Annotated in this window: 17 protein-coding genes; 12 read left to right on the forward strand and 5 right to left on the reverse strand. The window is 65.4% G+C overall.

Going from position 1 to position 16,656, the window contains the following annotated elements; genetic code table 11:
• Nucleotides 1-18: 18 nt before the first annotated feature.
• The 3 genes from xseA to ASD80_RS01705 are packed head-to-tail and all read left to right on the forward strand — an operon-like array spanning nucleotide 19 to nucleotide 3,054.
• Nucleotides 19-1,632 (forward strand): exodeoxyribonuclease VII large subunit, encoded by a 1,614-nt coding sequence (gene xseA, locus ASD80_RS01695; protein WP_056228024.1) that lies wholly within the window; start codon nucleotides 19-21, stop codon nucleotides 1,630-1,632.
• A gap of 49 nt (nucleotides 1,633-1,681) precedes the next feature.
• The gene (locus tag ASD80_RS01700; protein WP_056228027.1) at nucleotides 1,682-1,903 is read left to right on the forward strand and encodes a DUF2093 domain-containing protein; all 222 of its coding nucleotides are present in this window, start codon (nucleotides 1,682-1,684) and stop codon (nucleotides 1,901-1,903) included.
• Entirely contained in the window at nucleotides 1,903-3,054 is a 1,152-nt protein-coding gene (locus ASD80_RS01705; protein ID WP_056228030.1) for a hypothetical protein, read from the forward strand. The genes ASD80_RS01700 and ASD80_RS01705 overlap by 1 nt, the downstream gene beginning before the upstream one ends.
• Before the next feature lie 143 nt (nucleotides 3,055-3,197).
• On the opposite strand, the gene ASD80_RS01710 is transcribed toward ASD80_RS01705, so the two are convergent.
• Together ASD80_RS01710 and ASD80_RS01715 are read right to left on the reverse strand one after the other, a co-directional pair.
• Nucleotides 3,198-3,443, reverse strand: a complete 246-nt coding sequence (locus ASD80_RS01710) for a DUF4170 domain-containing protein (protein ID WP_056228033.1) — start codon at nucleotides 3,441-3,443, stop codon at nucleotides 3,198-3,200.
• Nucleotides 3,436-4,299, reverse strand: a complete 864-nt coding sequence (locus tag ASD80_RS01715; protein ID WP_082554974.1) for a 3'(2'),5'-bisphosphate nucleotidase CysQ — start codon at nucleotides 4,297-4,299, stop codon at nucleotides 3,436-3,438. The genes ASD80_RS01710 and ASD80_RS01715 overlap by 8 nt, the downstream gene beginning before the upstream one ends.
• Nucleotides 4,300-4,566: 267 nt before the next feature.
• Between ASD80_RS01715 and ASD80_RS01720 the strand changes: the two genes are divergently transcribed.
• Nucleotides 4,567-5,082, forward strand: a complete 516-nt coding sequence (locus ASD80_RS01720) for a DUF6101 family protein (RefSeq protein ID WP_156460274.1) — start codon at nucleotides 4,567-4,569, stop codon at nucleotides 5,080-5,082.
• Nucleotides 5,083-5,224: 142 nt separating this feature from the next.
• On the opposite strand, the gene ubiA is transcribed toward ASD80_RS01720, so the two are convergent.
• Nucleotides 5,225-6,154 carry a 4-hydroxybenzoate octaprenyltransferase gene (gene ubiA / locus ASD80_RS01725; RefSeq protein ID WP_056228038.1) on the reverse strand — a complete coding sequence of 310 codons (930 nt, stop codon included), beginning with the start codon at nucleotides 6,152-6,154 and terminating at the stop codon, nucleotides 5,225-5,227.
• 226 nt (nucleotides 6,155-6,380) lie between these two features.
• Here ubiA and ASD80_RS01730 point away from each other — a divergent pair, with 226 nt between their 5' ends.
• The 5 genes from ASD80_RS01730 (at nucleotide 6,381) to ASD80_RS01750 (ending at nucleotide 11,695) form a co-directional block, all read left to right on the forward strand.
• Nucleotides 6,381-7,121: a 16S rRNA (uracil(1498)-N(3))-methyltransferase gene (locus tag ASD80_RS01730; RefSeq protein WP_056228252.1), complete on the forward strand. Its 741-nt coding sequence runs from the start codon at nucleotides 6,381-6,383 to the stop codon at nucleotides 7,119-7,121.
• A gap of 74 nt (nucleotides 7,122-7,195) precedes the next feature.
• Nucleotides 7,196-8,566 carry a glutamate--cysteine ligase gene (locus ASD80_RS01735; protein ID WP_056228041.1) on the forward strand — a complete coding sequence of 457 codons (1,371 nt, stop codon included), beginning with the start codon at nucleotides 7,196-7,198 and terminating at the stop codon, nucleotides 8,564-8,566.
• Nucleotides 8,567-8,845: 279 nt separating this feature from the next.
• Entirely contained in the window at nucleotides 8,846-10,120 is a 1,275-nt protein-coding gene (purD, locus tag ASD80_RS01740) for a phosphoribosylamine--glycine ligase (protein WP_056228043.1), read from the forward strand.
• Nucleotides 10,053-11,141: a patatin-like phospholipase family protein gene (locus ASD80_RS01745; protein WP_162247297.1), complete on the forward strand. Its 1,089-nt coding sequence runs from the start codon at nucleotides 10,053-10,055 to the stop codon at nucleotides 11,139-11,141. Before purD ends, ASD80_RS01745 begins: the two co-directional genes overlap by 68 nt.
• Nucleotides 11,142-11,188: 47 nt before the next feature.
• Nucleotides 11,189-11,695 (forward strand): GFA family protein, encoded by a 507-nt coding sequence (locus tag ASD80_RS01750; RefSeq protein WP_056228048.1) that lies wholly within the window; start codon nucleotides 11,189-11,191, stop codon nucleotides 11,693-11,695.
• Between the two features lie 16 nt (nucleotides 11,696-11,711).
• Here ASD80_RS01750 and ASD80_RS01755 read toward each other — a convergent pair whose 3' ends face one another.
• The gene (locus ASD80_RS01755; protein WP_244488904.1) at nucleotides 11,712-12,161 is read right to left on the reverse strand and encodes a nucleoside deaminase; all 450 of its coding nucleotides are present in this window, start codon (nucleotides 12,159-12,161) and stop codon (nucleotides 11,712-11,714) included.
• On the reverse strand, nucleotides 12,158-13,858 hold the full coding sequence (locus tag ASD80_RS01760; protein WP_082554976.1) for an alpha/beta hydrolase: 1,701 nt from the start codon (nucleotides 13,856-13,858) through the stop codon (nucleotides 12,158-12,160). The genes ASD80_RS01755 and ASD80_RS01760 overlap by 4 nt, the downstream gene beginning before the upstream one ends.
• 313 nt (nucleotides 13,859-14,171) lie before the next feature.
• On the opposite strand from ASD80_RS01760, the gene mutL reads away from it, so the two are divergent.
• The 3 genes from mutL (at nucleotide 14,172) to ASD80_RS01775 (ending at nucleotide 16,656) form a co-directional block, all read left to right on the forward strand.
• On the forward strand, nucleotides 14,172-15,983 hold the full coding sequence (mutL, locus tag ASD80_RS01765) for a DNA mismatch repair endonuclease MutL (protein WP_056228054.1): 1,812 nt from the start codon (nucleotides 14,172-14,174) through the stop codon (nucleotides 15,981-15,983).
• A 73-nt stretch (nucleotides 15,984-16,056) separates the two neighbouring features.
• Nucleotides 16,057-16,338: a type II toxin-antitoxin system RelE/ParE family toxin gene (locus tag ASD80_RS01770; protein ID WP_056228056.1), complete on the forward strand. Its 282-nt coding sequence runs from the start codon at nucleotides 16,057-16,059 to the stop codon at nucleotides 16,336-16,338.
• Between the two features lie 12 nt (nucleotides 16,339-16,350).
• Entirely contained in the window at nucleotides 16,351-16,656 is a 306-nt protein-coding gene (locus tag ASD80_RS01775; RefSeq protein WP_056228059.1) for a HigA family addiction module antitoxin, read from the forward strand.

The raw sequence follows: 16,656 nt of genomic DNA on the forward strand, positions 1-16,656 counted from the left end.
GATATCGCACCAGAAGGCATGGCCGAAGCCCTGACCAATGCCGCCGAATTTTCCGTCAGCGAGATTTCCCACGCGGTCAAACGCATGGTCGAGGACGAATTCGGCCATGTGCGGGTGCGCGGCGAGATTTCCGGTTTTCGTGGCCAGCATGCCTCGGGCCACGCCTATTTCACGCTGAAGGACGAAAATGCGGCGATCGACGCCGTGGTGTGGAAGACCAGTTACGCCCGGCTGACCTTCAAGCCGCAGGAGGGGCTGGAGGTCATTGCCACCGGGCGGCTGACGACCTTTCCGCGGTCTTCCAAATACCAGATTGTCATCGACAATATCGAGCCCGCCGGCGCCGGGGCGCTGATGGCGCTGCTGGAGGAGCGGCGGCGCAAGCTGCATGCCGAGGGGCTGTTCGCCCGCGAGCGCAAGCGCCCCCTGCCCTATCTGCCCCGCGTCATCGGTGTCATCACCTCTCCCACCGGCGCCGTCATCCGCGATATCCTGCATCGCCTGGCCGACCGTTTCCCCAGCCACGTGCTGGTCTGGCCGGTGCGGGTGCAGGGCGAAACCTGCGCGCCCGAGGTGGTCAATGCCATCGAGGGCTTCAACGCATTGCTGCCCGATGGCGCCATACCCCGTCCCGATCTGCTGATCGTGGCGCGTGGCGGCGGCTCCATCGAGGATTTGTGGGGCTTCAACGAGGAAGCCGTGGTGCGCGCGGTTGCCGCCAGCGGCATCCCCATCATCTCGGCCGTGGGGCACGAGACCGATACGACACTGGTCGATTATGCCTCGGACATGCGGGCGCCGACCCCCACGGCCGCGGCCGAGGCTGCGGTTCCAGTGCGCGCCGAACTGGTGGGCTATGTCGATGACCTCGGCTCGCGCCAGCGGCAGGGCGCCCGACGCATCGCCGGCAGCGCCCGCGACCGGCTGCGCGCCGCCAGTGCCGGGCTGCCGCGTCCGACCGAGCTGGTTTCGACGCAGCGGCAGCGGCTCGATCATGCGGCGAGCAACCTTTTTGCCGGATTGCGCCATTCGGTGCAGGACCATCGCGTAAAGCTGTCGCGCGTCGCGCCGAGGCTGGCGCCGCAATTGCTGGTGCGGCGGCAGTCGGAATTCGGCGAGCGGCTGCGCAACCTGTCGCTGCGCGCCGAAGCCGGCCTGCACAAGACGGTGGACCGCTCGCGGCTGACCTATGATCCGCGCGCCGAACGCCTCGGGGCCTCGGCTATCCGGCTGGTCGAGCGCAAGCGGGCACAGCTCGAAGCCGTCGGCCCGAAGCTCTCGGCCAATACGCTGCGGGCGGAGCTGCGCCATGGGCAGACGCGGCTGGGGCCGCTGGGGACGCGGCTTTACGCCAGCATGCTGCAGGGCCTGAGCCAGCGCGGCGCGGCATTGGCCCAGGCCGGCAAGCTGCTCGACTCGCTCAGCTACAAAAGCGTGCTGGCGCGGGGCTATGCCGTCATCAAGGATGTCGATGGCAATCTGGTGCATGAGCGGGCCGGATTGCTGCCGGGCGCTCCCATCGCCATCGAATTCGCCGATGGGGAGGTGGGGGCAACGATTTCGGGCGGCCCGGTCATAAAGAAGAAGCCACGCCCGCAATCGGATGGCGACGCGCAGGAAAGCCTCTTTTGATCTGACCCGCAGCTCGCTATATCGGGGCGAAGGTTGAAGGGATGCCAGAATGAACATCTTCGACAAAGGCTTTGCACCCACCGAAGCGGTCATCCGCTATCTCGACGGCGACTATGTGGTGCTCAAACCCGGCAGTTTCGTGCGCTGCGCCATCACGCAGAAGCCCATTCCGCTCGACGAGCTGTTTTACTGGAGCGTCGACCGGCAGGAGCCCTATGCCGACGCCACGGCGGCCCATACCGCCTTCGAGCGCTTCGGCCGCGGAGCCTGATGGTGGAGGCCGAAGCGTCGGGCCAAAACCGGTTCCTGTTCATTTCCAACGGCCATGGCGAGGATGCCATCGCGGCCGCGATCGTCGCGCGCATGCCCGATCGGGCGATCGTGGAAGCCTATCCGATGATCGGGGCGGGCAATGCCTATGCCGGCGTGTGCCCCATCGTGGGGCCGCGCGCCACGCTGGCCTCGGAAGGCTGGCGCAACGTCAAGGGCTCGCTGCGGCGTGACATCGCCACCGGTGGGCTCGGCACAGTGCCGCCGGCGCTCAATTTCCTGCGCCGGATCAAGGGCAAGTATGACCGCGTGGTGGTGGTTGGCGACATGGTGGGCGTGCTGGCCTGCTATATGAGCGGCCATCGCGACCTTTACTATCTCGATGTCTACAAGACAGGCGCCGCCCGGCTCTATTCCGGCCCGGAGCGCTGGACCATCAAGCGGGCCTGCAAGACCGTGTTCTGCCGGGCCGACAACCTGGCGCGCTCGCTCGAACATATCGGCGTCGACGCCCGCTCGGCCGGCAATGTGATGATGGATGCCATCCCGCATGGCGACTATGACGCGCAGTCGCGGCGTCAGCGGCCATTGGCCGTCACGCTGCTGCCGGGAAGCCGGGCGCTCACGGGCGAGAGCTTCGCCTTGCAGGTCAATGCGCTGCGCAGCCTGCCGGCCGAGCTGCGTCCCGACATGTTCCTGGCGGTTGCCGGCAGCATCAGCGTGGATGACCTGGCCAAGAAGGCCGGGCTCAAGCGCACGACGATGCTGAGCGTCGAATCCGCCGATCTGGGGGAGTTGTCGGATGGGGATATGACCATCCACATGGCGCGCGGCGGGGCGATGGGCAACCTGCTGGCGGCCTCGGACGTGGCGCTGTCGCAGGCCGGCACGGCCACGGTTCAGGCGCTGGGGCTGGGCAAACCGGCCATCACCTTTGTCAATCCGCGCGACCGGCGCTCGCGCTTTACCGACGAGCAGATGCTGTTCGGGGAAGCACGGACCGTGGTGGAGGCCGAGACGCAGGCGGTTGGCGCGGCCTTGCGCAAATTGCTCGGCGATGATGAGGAACGGCGGAGGCTGGCCAATATCGGGCGGCAGAGGATTGGCGGGCCGGGGGCCATGCAGGTGATTATCGAGGCGCTGGTGGAGTAGTTGGTGCCACGCCCTCGTGGTTCGAGGCTCGCAAGAGCTCGCACCTCACCATGAGGGCTACTCTTGGTGCAATGTCTCAGTAGCCCTCATGGTGAGGTGCGCTTCTTCAGCGCCTCGAACCACGAGGGCGTGGCACTTTGCCTTTACGGCTTATGCGTTTCCGGTTCCAGCAGGCGGTGCAGGTGGACGATGAAATAGCGCGTCTGGGCGCTATCGACTGTCATCTGCGCCTTCTGCTTCCACACCGCATAGGCTGCGGCATAGTTGGGGTAGAGCCCGACGATATCGACCTTGTCGAGGTCGGCGAAGGTGACGCCTTCGAGGCTCGAGAGTTCGCCGCCGATCACCAGGTGCAACAACTGCTTGGAGGGATCTTCTTTTTCAGCCATCGGTCAGGTCCGTGTGTGAAGGAATGGGCAATTCGGCATCGCCGGTGTCTGCGGCCGGGCAGCCATAGACCTTGATCAGCGCTGCGTGGACAAGGGGTTTTAGGCTCATGTCGCTGAGCGCCGCAAGCGCGCCGTGGCGCACATCTCGTCTGTTGAAATTGGGGAACCCGGTGCAGACATCGGCAAAGTCGATGCCGGTTTCCGCCAGGATCAGGGCGGCGGCGGCAATATCCCAGTCCTGGCTGCCGCGGCGGGCCACGGCGCCATCGAGCCTGCCGGTCGCCACCTGGACCAGCCGATAGGCCAGCGAGGGATAGGCCGGGCCGCGGGTATAATGAAGGCCCGCGGCCTGCATTTCCTGGTGCACGGCGCCGGGGGCGGGGATCAGCGGCGCGGCGCCGGCCCGGCGGCTGCGCTTGAGGGGCCTGCCATTGAGGCGGGCGCCCTCGCCACGCGCGGCTTCATACATTTCATCGCGCGCCGGGGCATAGACCACGCCGGCTATGGGAGTGCCGTGTTCAACCACGGCCAATGAAACGGTCCAGCTATCCTCGCCGCGCAGGAAGCCGCGGGTGCCGTCGATGGGATCGACCACGAAGACGCGTTCACAGTCGAGCCGGCTGGGATTGTCGGCGGTTTCCTCGCTCAGCCAGCCATAATCGGGCCGGGCGCGCAGCAGCGAGGCGGCGAGATAGCGGTCGACCAGGATATCGGCCTCGCTGACCGGGGAGGAATTCTCCTTGGTCCAGCTCTTGACGTCGCGGCGGAAGTAGCCGCTGGCGATGATGCCGGCCGCGACCGCGGAGGAGCGGAGCAGTTCGAGATCGTCGCTGTAAGTGGTGGCGGGAGCAGGCATTGCGGGCCTTTTAGGCTTGGCGGGGGCCCGGAGCAAGGGGGGCGCCACACAGCGTGATCGCGCCGGCAGATGTGGCAGGGTTAACAGCCCGGCAGCGGGCGCGGTTAACCGCTCCCTACCCGGTGCAAGACCCTGCTAACCCTCTCGGAAAACAAGATAAACTTAACCGAACCGATTAAGGGGGCAGGTAAGGCGGCGGGGTATGGTGGGCCTACAAAAGAGAGCACCAAAAACCAGCTCTCGAAGTTGACAGGAAGGCGAATTCAAATGGTTCATGGTGTGGCGATGGAAGGAACCTCGGTCGTACTCGCGTTCGGCCGCCCGGCGCTGGCAGACCGCCGTTTCGTCGCGGCGAACGACAACGGCCCCAAGGACCCCGTCAAGACCGTTACCGTGCGCCGCATGCTCGAGCAGAGCGGCGTGGCCATCAAGGTCAAGGTGCCGGTGACCGAATTCATCGGCGTGGCCGTGGCGACACGGATTTCCGAGGAAGGCGTGCTGACCAGCTCGATCGAACTGGTCCATTCCGACAGCGAATTGAACTACCGGGTGTTCGAGGAAGAGGGCAACCAGTCGGTGGTGGCAGAGTGGCAGAACTGGGGCAAGAAGCTCCGTCTGCCGTTGTTCATCAAGGCCGGCGACGGCGCTTATATGCCGTATTCCCAACAGGTTGACGGGGTCATGGTGGGCAATAACCAGAGCCGCCGCAAGCTGGTGGCCGAGGCCGGTCGCCGCCCACGCTTCCTCAATCGTCGCAAGCCGGGCATGCAGCCCGACGCATAAGTTTCTGCGCCTCCAAAGCACGTTGAAAGGGTTGACCGGTGGTGCGGTCGGCCCTTTTGACGTTTGGGTGAATTGGTTAGCACATTGTTAGCATTTGGCGTCACCGACGGGCCAAAATCGGCAGCATAATGCTAACGCAAAACTACCAGACCCAGTCGGCAAGCAGCGCCAGGGTCAGGACGATCCCGACATATTTGTTGCTGTCGAAGCGGAAGCGGGGATTATCCGGCTCGTCGGCATCGACCGTCCACACCTGCCAGGCCAGCATCGCGGCCGCCAGGAGCGACAAGGCGGCGAAGACGACGCCACCCCCCGCCAGCACCGATGCCGCATTCCACAGCCCGAAGGCCCCGGCATAGAGCGTGGCGACCGCGGGCTTGACCCGGTCGCCGAACAGGCGGGCCGTGGATTTGACGCCGACAAGCGCGTCGTCCTCGATATCCTGCAGGGCGTAGATGGTATCATAGCCGATGACCCAGAGGATTGTTCCGGCATAGAGCAGCACGGGGGGCCAGGAGAGGCCGCCGGTTTGCGACGTCCAGCCGACCAGGGCGCCATAGGAGAAGGCGAGGCCAAGAAAGGCCTGCGGCCACCAGGTGACGCGCTTCATGAAGGGGTAGATGGCCACCAGCAGCAGCGAGGCGACGCCGGCCCAGACGGTGAAGCGATTGAACTGGAAGAGGATGACCGAGCCGAGCAGCGCCTGGGCGACGAGGAAGGCCAGGGCATCGCGGGCGGTGACGGCGCCGGAGGGAATCGGGCGCAGGCGGGTGCGGGCGACCTGCATATCGATGTCGCGATCGACGATATCGTTGAAGGTGCAGCCGGCGCCGCGCATGAGGATGGCGCCGATGAACATGAGCACCGCGCCCCACCAGTCGAAACCCTGCGCGGGGTTGGCTATGGCCGCCAGGCCGAGCCCCCAGGCACAGGGCCAGAACAGCAGGTAGAAGCCGATGGGGCGATCCCAGCGCGCCAGGCGCCCATAGGGCTTGAGCCAGGCGGGGGCATAGCGATCGAGCCAGTTGCCGCGCTTGGCGTCGGGGACGGTGGCGGACGTTTCGTTGGTCATGGGGCGCCCTATCGGCTGTGCCACGCCCTCGTGGTTCGAGGCTCGTGAAGAACTCGCACCTCACCATGAGGCCTACTGAACCACTGCGTTCAACGTAGCCCTCATGGTGAGGCGGGAGCGCAGCGACCCTCGAACCACGAGGGCGTGGCACCATGATTGTGCTGTTCGACTTGCTCCGAACACAGCTTCAGTCCTAACTGCGGCTTTACCACTCCGCAAGATGCCCATGCCCCGCACCCATGCCGCCCTGCCCCGTCTTTATGTCGAACATGATCTGGCTGCGGGCGGACAGGTGGCGCTGGGCAAGGAGCAGTCGCTGTATCTGGCAGCCGTGCTGCGCAAGGCGGTGGGCGATGCGGTGGTGCTGTTCAATGGGCGGGATGGGGCGTGGTTGGCGCGGCTGGTGAGCGATGCCAAGAAATCGGTGGTGCTGGAACTGGTGGAACAAATCGTCGTCCAGACGCCGGCTTCCGACCTCTGGTACGGCTTTGCGCCGCTCAAGACCGAGCGGCTGGATTATGTGGTCCAGAAGGCGGTGGAGATGGGCGCCGGCACGATCCAGCCGGTGCTGACGCGGTTTACCCAGGTTTCCCGACTCAAGCATGAGCGGCTGGTGGCCAATGCCGTCGAGGCGGCAGAGCAATGCGAGGTGCTGAGCGTACCCACGGTCGAGCCGGAGGTGACGCTGGAGCGGTTGCTCGATGGCTGGCCAGAGGAGCGGGCGCTGATTTTTGCCGATGAGGGGGAGGCTTCGTCTTCGCCGGTGGCGGCGCTGGAGGGGCTCAGGGGGTGCAAGGTTGGCCTGCTGGTCGGGCCGGAGGGCGGGTTTTCCGACGAGGAACGGGCGAAATTGCGAGCCCTGCCCTATGTCGTGCCGATCAGCCTGGGCCCGCGCATCCTGCGGGCCGATACGGCGTCGGTAGCGGCTTTGGCGGTGATTCAGGCAATCATCGGTGATTGGCGATAAAAGGCGATTGCTTTCGGCCCGCGCAACGTTATGTTCCCGGCCAACATTGACCCCTCAGTTCCAGAGGACTGCCTATGGCCGGCGCCGACACCCATTCGCCCCTTATCGAATCGCGGGCCGACCTGATCGAGGCCATGGCGCGCGGGGCCAAACCCGAGAGCGAATGGCGCATCGGCACCGAACACGAAAAGCACGTGTTCCACACCAATCCGCTGCGGCCGGTGGCCTATGAGGGACCGAACGGCATCCGCGCGCTGCTTGATGGCATCCAGGCCGAGACGGGCTGGCATCCGTTCTACGATGGCGACAACCCGATCGGGCTGCGCAATGACGAAGTGGCCGGCGGCATTTCGCTGGAGCCGGGCGGGCAGTTCGAACTCAGCGGATCGCCGCAGGAGGACCTGCATGGCACGGCGGCGGAGCTGGCCGAGCATATGCGGGTCACCAAGAAGGTGGCGGCGCCGCTGGACATTCATTTTCTCGGGCTGGGCGTGACGCCGCTGTGGTCGGTGGACCAGATCTGTTCCATGCCGAAATCGCGCTACGGCATCATGAAGCCCTATATGGAAAAAGTCGGCACGCTGGGCACGTCGATGATGTTCCGCTCGGCCACGGTGCAGGCCAATCTCGATTTTTCCAGCGAAGCCGACATGGTCAAGAAGCTGCGCGTGGCGGTGGCGCTGCAGCCGGTGGCGACGGCCCTGTTCGCCAATTCGCCTTTTTCGGAAGGCCGGGATTCGGGCTATCTCAGCTATCGCAGCCATATCTGGCTCAATACCGATGACGACCGCACCGGCATGCTGCCCTTTGCCTTCGACGAGGGGTTCGGCTTCGAGCAATATGCCGACTATGCGCTTGATGTGCCGATGTATTTCGTCATCCGCAACAAGCAATATGTGAACGTCGCCGGTGAGAGTTTCCGAGCTTTCCTACGGGGCGAGCTGCCGCAATTGCCGGGTGATAAGCCGACGATCAAGGACTGGGAAGATCATCTTTCGACGATTTTCCCCGAAGTGCGGCTCAAGCAGTTCCTCGAAATGCGTGGCGCCGATATGGGCGACGAAAAGTCGGTGACGGCGCTATCGGCGTTCTGGACGGGGCTGCTCTATGACGCGGTGTCGCTGGAAGCGGCCTATGAGCTGATCGAGCCGTGGACGCGCGAAGAGCGTGACGAGATGCGCCGCGAAGTGCCGCGGCTGGCGCTGATGACGCCGCATGACCGCTCCAACCTCTATGATGTAGCGGCGCAGGCCGTTGGCATTGCCGAGGCAGGCCTGGTGCGGCGCGGGCGCCGCAATGGCCAGGGCAAGGACGAAACCATCCACCTGGCACCGCTGGAAGAGACGATACGGCTGGCCAAGTCTCCAGCCCAGCGCTGGGTCGACAAGTTCCGCGGGGAGTGGAACGGAGATGTGACGCGGGTGTTCAAGGAAGCCGAGATGTAGGGCTTAACGCTTCCTGCTTGGAAGGGCACCTGAAGCCATCCCAAAACGCGATGTCATCCCGGCCTTGAGCCGGGATCCATCCCGAGATTGATGGTCTGCGGCGAGGTGGTCCGCTCGATCGACCTTGCGGCTGTGGAACGATCTCAAGATGGGGCCCGGCTCAAGGCCGGGGTGACACCGTGGTTGTGGATGCGCCCTGCAACCACCCCTTCACGAACAAATCCTTGCCTCTCCCCTCCCCTTCGTGCATCACGCCTTCACAATCTCGGAGGGCTTTTCATGCGCGTTCTGGTGATCGGTTCGGGGGGGCGCGAGCATGCGCTGGCATGGAAGATTGCCCAGTCGCCGCTGCTGACCAAGCTTTTCATCGCGCCGGGCAATGGCGGGACTGGCAAGGTGGCCGAAAATGTCGCGATCGACATTACCGACCACAAGGCGGTCACCGATTTCTGCAAGCTCATGGCCATCGACTTCGTCGTGGTTGGGCCCGATGCGCAGGTGGTGGCGGGGCTGGGCGACGATGTGCGAGCGGCCGGGATCGCCTGCTTCTGCCCGAGCAAGGCGGCCGGGCAGTTGGAGGGGTCGAAGGGCTTTACCAAGGCGCTGTGCGACGAGATGGGGATACCCACCGCGGCCTATGGGCGCTTCGACAGCGAGGCGGCGGCCTTGGCGTATCTCTATATGCGGGGCGCGCCCATCGTCATCAAGGCGGACGGGCTGGCGGCCGGCAAGGGCGTAACGGTGGCCATGAGTGTCGAGGAGGCCGAGGCGGCCATTATCGACTGCTTTGCCGGGACGTTCGGGGCTTCGGGCGCCGAAGTGGTGATCGAGGAATATATGGAGGGCGAGGAGGTGTCGCTCTTCGTGCTGTGCGACGGCACGGACATCCTGCCGCTGACCACGGCGCAGGACCACAAGCGAGCCTTTGACGGCGATACCGGGCCCAATACCGGCGGCATGGGGGCGTATTCGCCGGCGCCGGTGATGACACGCGAGATTTATGAGGAAACGCTGGAGCGGGTGATCTGGCCGACGGTGAAGGGGCTGGCGGCGCGGGGGACACCCTATCAGGGGGTGCTCTATGCCGGGCTGATGCTGACGGCGGATGGGCCGAAGCTGGTGGAATATAATGCGCGGTTCGGTGACCCGGAAACGCAGGTGATGATGCTGCGCATGGAAAGCGACCTGCTGGCATTGCTGCATGCCACCGCGACCGGCACGCTGGCCGGGCATGAGGTGGCGTGGAAGGACCAGTATGCGCTGACCGTCATCATGGCGACGCAGGGTTATCCGGGCCACTATGACAAGGGCAGCGAAATCCGCGGGGCCGAGGGCATCGACAGCGACACGCTGGTCGTGTTTCACGCCGGAACGCGCCGGGAGGGTGCGCGTTTACTTGCTGCCGGCGGTCGCGTGCTCAACGTCACCGCCTTGGGCAGGGACGTGAACGAGGCGCAGAGCCGTGCTTATGCAGGCGTGGAGCAGATTGTTTGGCCAGAAGGCTTTTGCCGCCGAGACATCGGCTGGCGCGAAATCGCCCGCACCAGCATCTGAACCTTTCCTCAACTTCGCTGGCCTACCCTTCCTCAAGACCGTCTTTGACGAGACGCCGTCGCAACGTCCGCTGACGCCGCTGCAGAAGCGCGGCAAGGCGCTCGCCGACCGGTTGCGCTCGAAAGGCAAGGAGCGGGGCGGGATGGACACGGTTTCTGGACCTCGGATCGGCGTGGCGCTCGGCGGCGGCTCGGCGCGCGGGCTGACGCATATTCCCTATATCGAAGCGATGGACGAGCTGGGGCTGAAACCCTCGGTGATCTCGGGCACTTCCATCGGCGCGCTGATCGGCTCGGGCTGGGCCGCCGGCATGACCGGCAAGGAGCTGCGCGAACATTCCTATGAAGTGCTGGGCACGATGCGGACCATCGCCACCAAGCTATGGGCGACGCAGATCCGGGGCATCAGCGGCATCCTCAAGAACGGCATTTCGATGCAGCTCGATGCCACCAGCATCGTCGATGCGTTCACGCCGGCCAGTTTTCCGCTGGAATTCAAGGATCTCAAGGTGCCGCTCTATGTGGTGGCGACCGATTTCCAGAGCTGGCACCAGGTGGTGTTCAATTCGGGGCTGCTACGGCCGGCCATTGCCGGCTCCATCGCCATTCCGAGCCTGTTCAAGCCGGTGGTCTATGCCAGCCATATCCTGGTGGATGGCGGGGTGGTCAATCCGCTGCCGCTCGACCAGGCCGATATCGACACCGATTTCCTGATCGGCATCGACGTCAATGGCGACCCCTCGGAGGGCATCGCCAAGACCGACCATAAGGCGCTCGACATCTGGTTCGGCTCGGCCCAGATCATGATGCATTCGCTGACGGCGCATATGATGGCGGCCTATCCACCCGATATCTATATCCGGCCGCATGTGGCCAATTTCGGGGCGCTGGAATTCTGGCGGGTGCGCGAAATCGTCGCCCATGCCGAGATCGAGAAAGAGCGCTTCAAGCGCATCCTGGCCGACAAGGTGGAAGCCTATATCGCCGGCAAGGTGCCGGTGGTGGAGAGCAATCCGGACTAAGCATGCCGGGTCTTGTCGAATCCCCGTCGATGCGCTCGACTCGAGGCATGAAGGACAGCCTGGTCATCGCGCGCTGCACCTGCGGGCAGGTGGAAATCGAGGCATGGGGCAAGCCCATTGCCAGCGTGATCTGCCATTGCGACGATTGCCAGGCGGCGGGACGAATGCTGGCTGAACTGGAGAATGCGCCGCCCTTGCTCGATGCGGCCGGGGGCACGGGGAATGTGCTCTATCGCAAGGATCGCGTGCGGCCGGCCAAGGGTGGGCACCTGCTGGCAGCGCACAAGCTGACGCCGGATTCCAAGACCAACCGGATGGTGGCCAAATGCTGCAACGCGCCGATGGCCATCACCTTCGACGATGCAAGGCACTGGGTGCCGCTCTATCGCGACCGGCTGGAGGGCGTGGTGCCGCCGGTACAATGGCGCATCTGTACGAAATTCGTGCCGGCCGGGGTGGACCTGCCGGATGATGTGCCGGGATATGCGATGTATCCGTTCGGCATGATGGCGGGGCTGGCGCTGTCGGCCGTGGCAATGCTGGTGGCGCGATAGGGCGCTCCTCCGCGATCTACTCCCGCAAGGCGCGGAAGAAGTCGCGCAGCAGGGTTTCGGCGCGGGTGGCGCCGAGGCCGGAGATGACTTCGGGGGCGTGGTGGCAGGTGGGCTGGGTGAAGAGGCGAATACCGTTTTCCACCGCGCCGGCCTTGATGTCCTCGGCGGCGAAATAGACGCGACGCAGGCGGGCATGGGCGATGGCGCCGGCGCACATGGCGCAGGGCTCAAGGGTGACATAGAGGTCGCAGCCATCGAGGCGGCCGGTGCCGCGCGTTTTCAAGGCTGTCCGGATGGCCAGCATTTCGGCATGGGCGGTGGGATCGCCCAGCGCCTTCATGCGGTTGCGCTCGGCGGCGAGAACCACCTCGCCCTCGACGATCACGGCGGCGACCGGGGCTTCGCCATGGGCGGCGGCCTCTTCGGCAAGGGATAAAGCGAGATCCATGGGGGATTGGCTGGTCACGGCAGGTACTCGTCGGCGGGGATTTTGCGCTTGAGCGCTTCGAGCTCGGCCCCGGTCCAGCCTGGCGGCTGGGTGACCGCGACCCAGGCGTCGATATAGTCGCGCGGGGCATAGACATGGCCGTAGCCTATGGGCGAGGTCTGCGCCAGCGCCATGTCGAGCGCCAGCTGCAGGAAGGTGACCACCGGATACCAGTTGAGCGCGGGCGATACATCGGGACCGCGCGGCGCGGCGAGCCAATCCGGGCGCTGCCAATCGGCCGCGGGATCGAAGAAAACGATCGGGTCGCTGGCATATTGCAGGAAGACAGTCCGCATCGGCCCCCAGGGCGTATCGGGCCAGGCCGTCGTGCCTGACTGGTTGAGAAAGCGGATGGCGGTATCATTGCCGAAGCGCGGCAGCCAAGCAGGCGAGCCGGGCTGGCGATTGGTGGTGGCCCAGCGCCAGATGCCGCTGGAAAACGGCGGCCCGACCCAGAGCGCGCCCTGGAAGGGATCGCCCAGCACGTCATAGAGCGGGGCGGAGGCCTGCGAGGCCAGGGCGCCCAAGCTCAGGCCGTGAAGGTAGAGCCGGGGACGCTGGGTTTTCGGCAATTGCGTCCAGTGTTCATAGACGGTCTGGAACAGGGCCTGGGCGGTTTCGCTGCCATAGTCGGGCTCCACCAGCAGCGACAGCCAGGAGGTGAGATAGGAATATTGCACCGCAACGGTGGCGACGTCGCCGCCATGGAGATATTCCAGCGTGTCGATGGCGGCGCGGTCGACCCAGCCGGTGCCGACCGGCATGACCAGGACCAGCACCGAGCGGTCGAAGGCGCCGATGCGCTCCAGCTCGGCCAAAGCCAGCCGGGCGCGGGCCTCCACCGTCGGCGCCGAGCGCAGACCGACATAGCTGCGCAGGGGCTCGATGGCCGGCTTGCCGGTCATGGCCGTGATGGCGGCGGCATCGGGGCCGGTCTGCACATAGAGGCGGGCATCGCGCCCGATCGTGTTCCAGGGGATGAGCGAGGCGTCGCTGCCGGTCTGGCTGGGGCGAGCGGGCGCATCGCCACTGTCGGACACCACAGCATCGAGCCGCTCATAGAAGCGGTCGGCCAGGCGGAGGGCGCCGCGCAGCACGACGCCATTGACCAGGAGGGCCATCACGGCGCCGACCAATAATGCACTGAGCAGCAGGGCGGCGCGAGGCGGCATGGCGGGCGGCAGCTTCTGCCAGACGAGGCGGATCAGCGTGACGAGCAGCTTGCCGGCCAGCATGAGCAGCAGGGCGATGGGCAGGGCCACAGCCGCGATCAGCAGGGGCTGGCTGGTGGCGACCGGGGCCATGCCCATGACGGCGCGCACCGAATTCTGCCAGGGATTGGCATTGCCCAGCGCGATGCCGAGCAGCACGAGACAGGCCAGGGCCACGACAAAGCCGAGCAGGCGCGTGATCCGTCCGGGGGGGACGCGCAGGCCGAGAAAGCCCCAGGACCAGTGAGCGAAATTGCCGATGCCATAGCCCACGGCGAAGCTGCAGCCGGAAAGGACGCCCTGCACCAGTTCGGTGCGCGGCAGCAGCGAGGGGGTGAGCGAGAGGGCGAACAGCACCGAGCCGAGCAGCAGGCCGGGCGGCGAGAAATGATAGGCCACCAGGTCCCAGCCTGCATTGATGCGGCGGGCCAGGGCGTGCCAGGCCGATGTGCGCGTGTCCGTCATGGCGCTAGGTGAACCGGTGGCGGGGGATTGGTCAATCGGGGTTGGGATGGGGCGATGTTTTGTGGGATACCCCCTCCCTGTCCCTGACAGGGGGAGGAGTAGTGCGGTGGGTCGGGCAACATGGTGCCTCGAAGGCAATCTGTTCACCTTCCTGGGCGCATTCCGTTTGTGCGATGCCGGTGTTCATCGCCACCCTCCCCCTTGAGGGGAGGGTAGGCAGGAGCCGATAGAACAGCGGATTGCCAATACCGCGCAAATCCGGGTCGGAAACCGCTGTCTCCTGCCCTATATTCTCCACCCAGGAGAATCGCCCTTGCCCATCCGTCAGCTACCCGAAGACCTGATCAACCGCATTGCCGCCGGCGAGGTGGTGGAGCGGCCTGCCAGCGTGGTCAAGGAGCTGGTGGAGAATGCCATCGATGCCGGGGCAAGCCGGGTGGTGGTGACCACGGCGGCGGGCGGCAAGGGGCTGATCCGCATCGAGGATGACGGGCATGGCATGGACCGGGCCGACCTGGTGCTGTCGGTGGAGCGGCATGCGACATCCAAGCTCTCGGCGGACGATCTTGACGATATCCGCACGCTGGGCTTTCGCGGTGAGGCTCTGGCCTCGATCGGGTCGGTGGCGGAGCTGAGCATTGCCTCACGCACGGCGGAGGCGGAGAGCGGGCTGCGCCTTACGGTGCGTAACGGGTTGCGATCGGGGCCGGTACCGCAGGCGATGAACCGGGGCACAGTGGTCGAGGTGAAGAATCTGTTCGCCAATGTGCCGGCGCGGCTGAAATTCCTCAAGACCGACCGGGCCGAGGCCGGGGCGATTACCGATGTGGTGAAGCGCCTGGCCATGGCCAATCCCGCGGTGCATTTCGTGCTCAATGGCAGCGACCGGACGGCGAGCAACTGGCCTGCCGTGACGGGGACCGGGGCCTTGCAGGCGCGGCTGGGCCAGGTGATCGGCGACGATTTCGCCGACAATGCGGTGACGCTGGCGACGAGCCGCCATGGCGTGGTGGTGGCGGGACTGGCGGGGTTGCCGACCTATACGCGGGCCAATTCGCTGAGCCAGTTCTATTTCGTCAATGGCCGCTCGGTGAAGGACAAGGTGCTGGTGGGCGCGGTACGGGCGGCCTATGCCGATTATGTGTTCCGCGACCGCTTTCCTGTCGCGGCGCTCTATATCGCCATCGACCCCGGCGAGGTGGATGTGAACGTGCATCCGGCCAAGGCGGAATTGCGCTTTCGCGATGCCGGGGCGGTGCGCGGCGCGGTGATCCGCGCCATCGGCGAGGCGCTGGCGGCGGCGGGATTCAAGGCTTCGGGCACGGTGGCCGAGGATGTGCTGGGGGCGTTTACGGCGCCGGCTTATGCAGCCCCCTCGCCTGCCCCGACCTATCGGGCCGAGACCGGGGCGCCGTTTGCCGGCTATGAGCGCGTGGGCGCGGGGAGCGCCAATCCGTTTGCGCCCGATTTCGGCGCCACGCTGGAGGGGCTGAGCGAACCGAGCGCCCGCGTGGAGGCCGAGGCGGCGCCGGCTTTGATGGAGTTTCCGCTGGGCACGGCGCGGGCGCAGATGTTCGACAATTTCATCATCGCGCAGAATGGCGAGGGGCTGCTGCTGGTGGACCAGCATGCGGCGCATGAACGGCTGGTCTATGAGCGGTTCAAGGCGCAGCTCGCCGCCGGCCCGGTGGTGAGCCAGGCGCAGTTGATCCCGCTGGTGGTGGAACTGCCGGAGGAGGATTGCGCCCGGCTGGAAGAGGCGGCGGGCGAGCTGGAGCGGTTCGGGCTCTATCTCGAACGGTTCGGGCCGCGTGCCGTGGCGGTGCGCGAGACCCCGGCTTTGCTGGGCAATTCGGATATCGAAGGGCTGGTGCGCGACGTGGCGGATGGCCTGGCGGAATGGGAGAGCATCGCGGCGGTGAGCGACCGGATGGAGGCGATCATCGCGCGCATGGCCTGCCACGGCTCGGTGCGCGCGGGGCGGCGGCTGCGGGTGGACGAAATGAATGCGCTGCTGCGCGACATGGAAGCGACGCCGCATTCGGGCCAGTGCATCCATGGGCGGCCGACTTATGTCGAGCTGAAGAAGAGGGATATTGAGCGGTTGTTCGGGCGGAGCAGGTAAGCGTATCATCGAACGATACGAGTTTCTTGACTTAAGACTACGTATCATATATTGATACGTCAATGGACAGACGATGATCGGATCGTTCAAAGGCAAATTTGCCGAAGACGTCTCGCGGGGCAAAAGCCCCAAGGGCTTTGCGGCGGATATCCTGCGGCCGGCGCAGCGCAGGCTGGCGGCCCTGATGGCAGCCACCGAGCTTGCCGATCTAAAGGTTCCGCCGGGCAATCGGCTTGAAGCGCTATCCGGCAATCGCGCCGGGCAGCACTCGATCCGCATCAACGATCAATGGCGCATCTGCTTCCGCTGGATCGATGGCCGCGCCGAGGATGTCGAGATCGTGGATTATCACTGAAGGAAAATAGCCATGGCCATCAGGATCATGCCTCCGGTTCACCCCGGCGAATATCTCCGTGAAGAATTGCTGGAGCCGCTGGCGCTGACGCCCTATGCGCTCGCCGCCCGGCTTGGCGTGCCGCGCACGCGGATCGAGCGGCTGGTGCGGGAGGAGACGGGCGTGACGCCCGACACGGCGCTGCGGCTGGGGCGGTTCTTTTCAATGACGCCCGAATTCTGGATTAATATGCAGGGGCTCTATGACCTGACGCTGGCCGAGGCGGAGGCGAACGAGGCGCTGAGGTCGATTGAACCGATGAGCCTGCCTGCGGCCTAA

The organism is Devosia sp. Root635 (genome assembly GCF_001427605.1).
GTDB lineage: Bacteria > Pseudomonadota > Alphaproteobacteria > Rhizobiales > Devosiaceae > Devosia.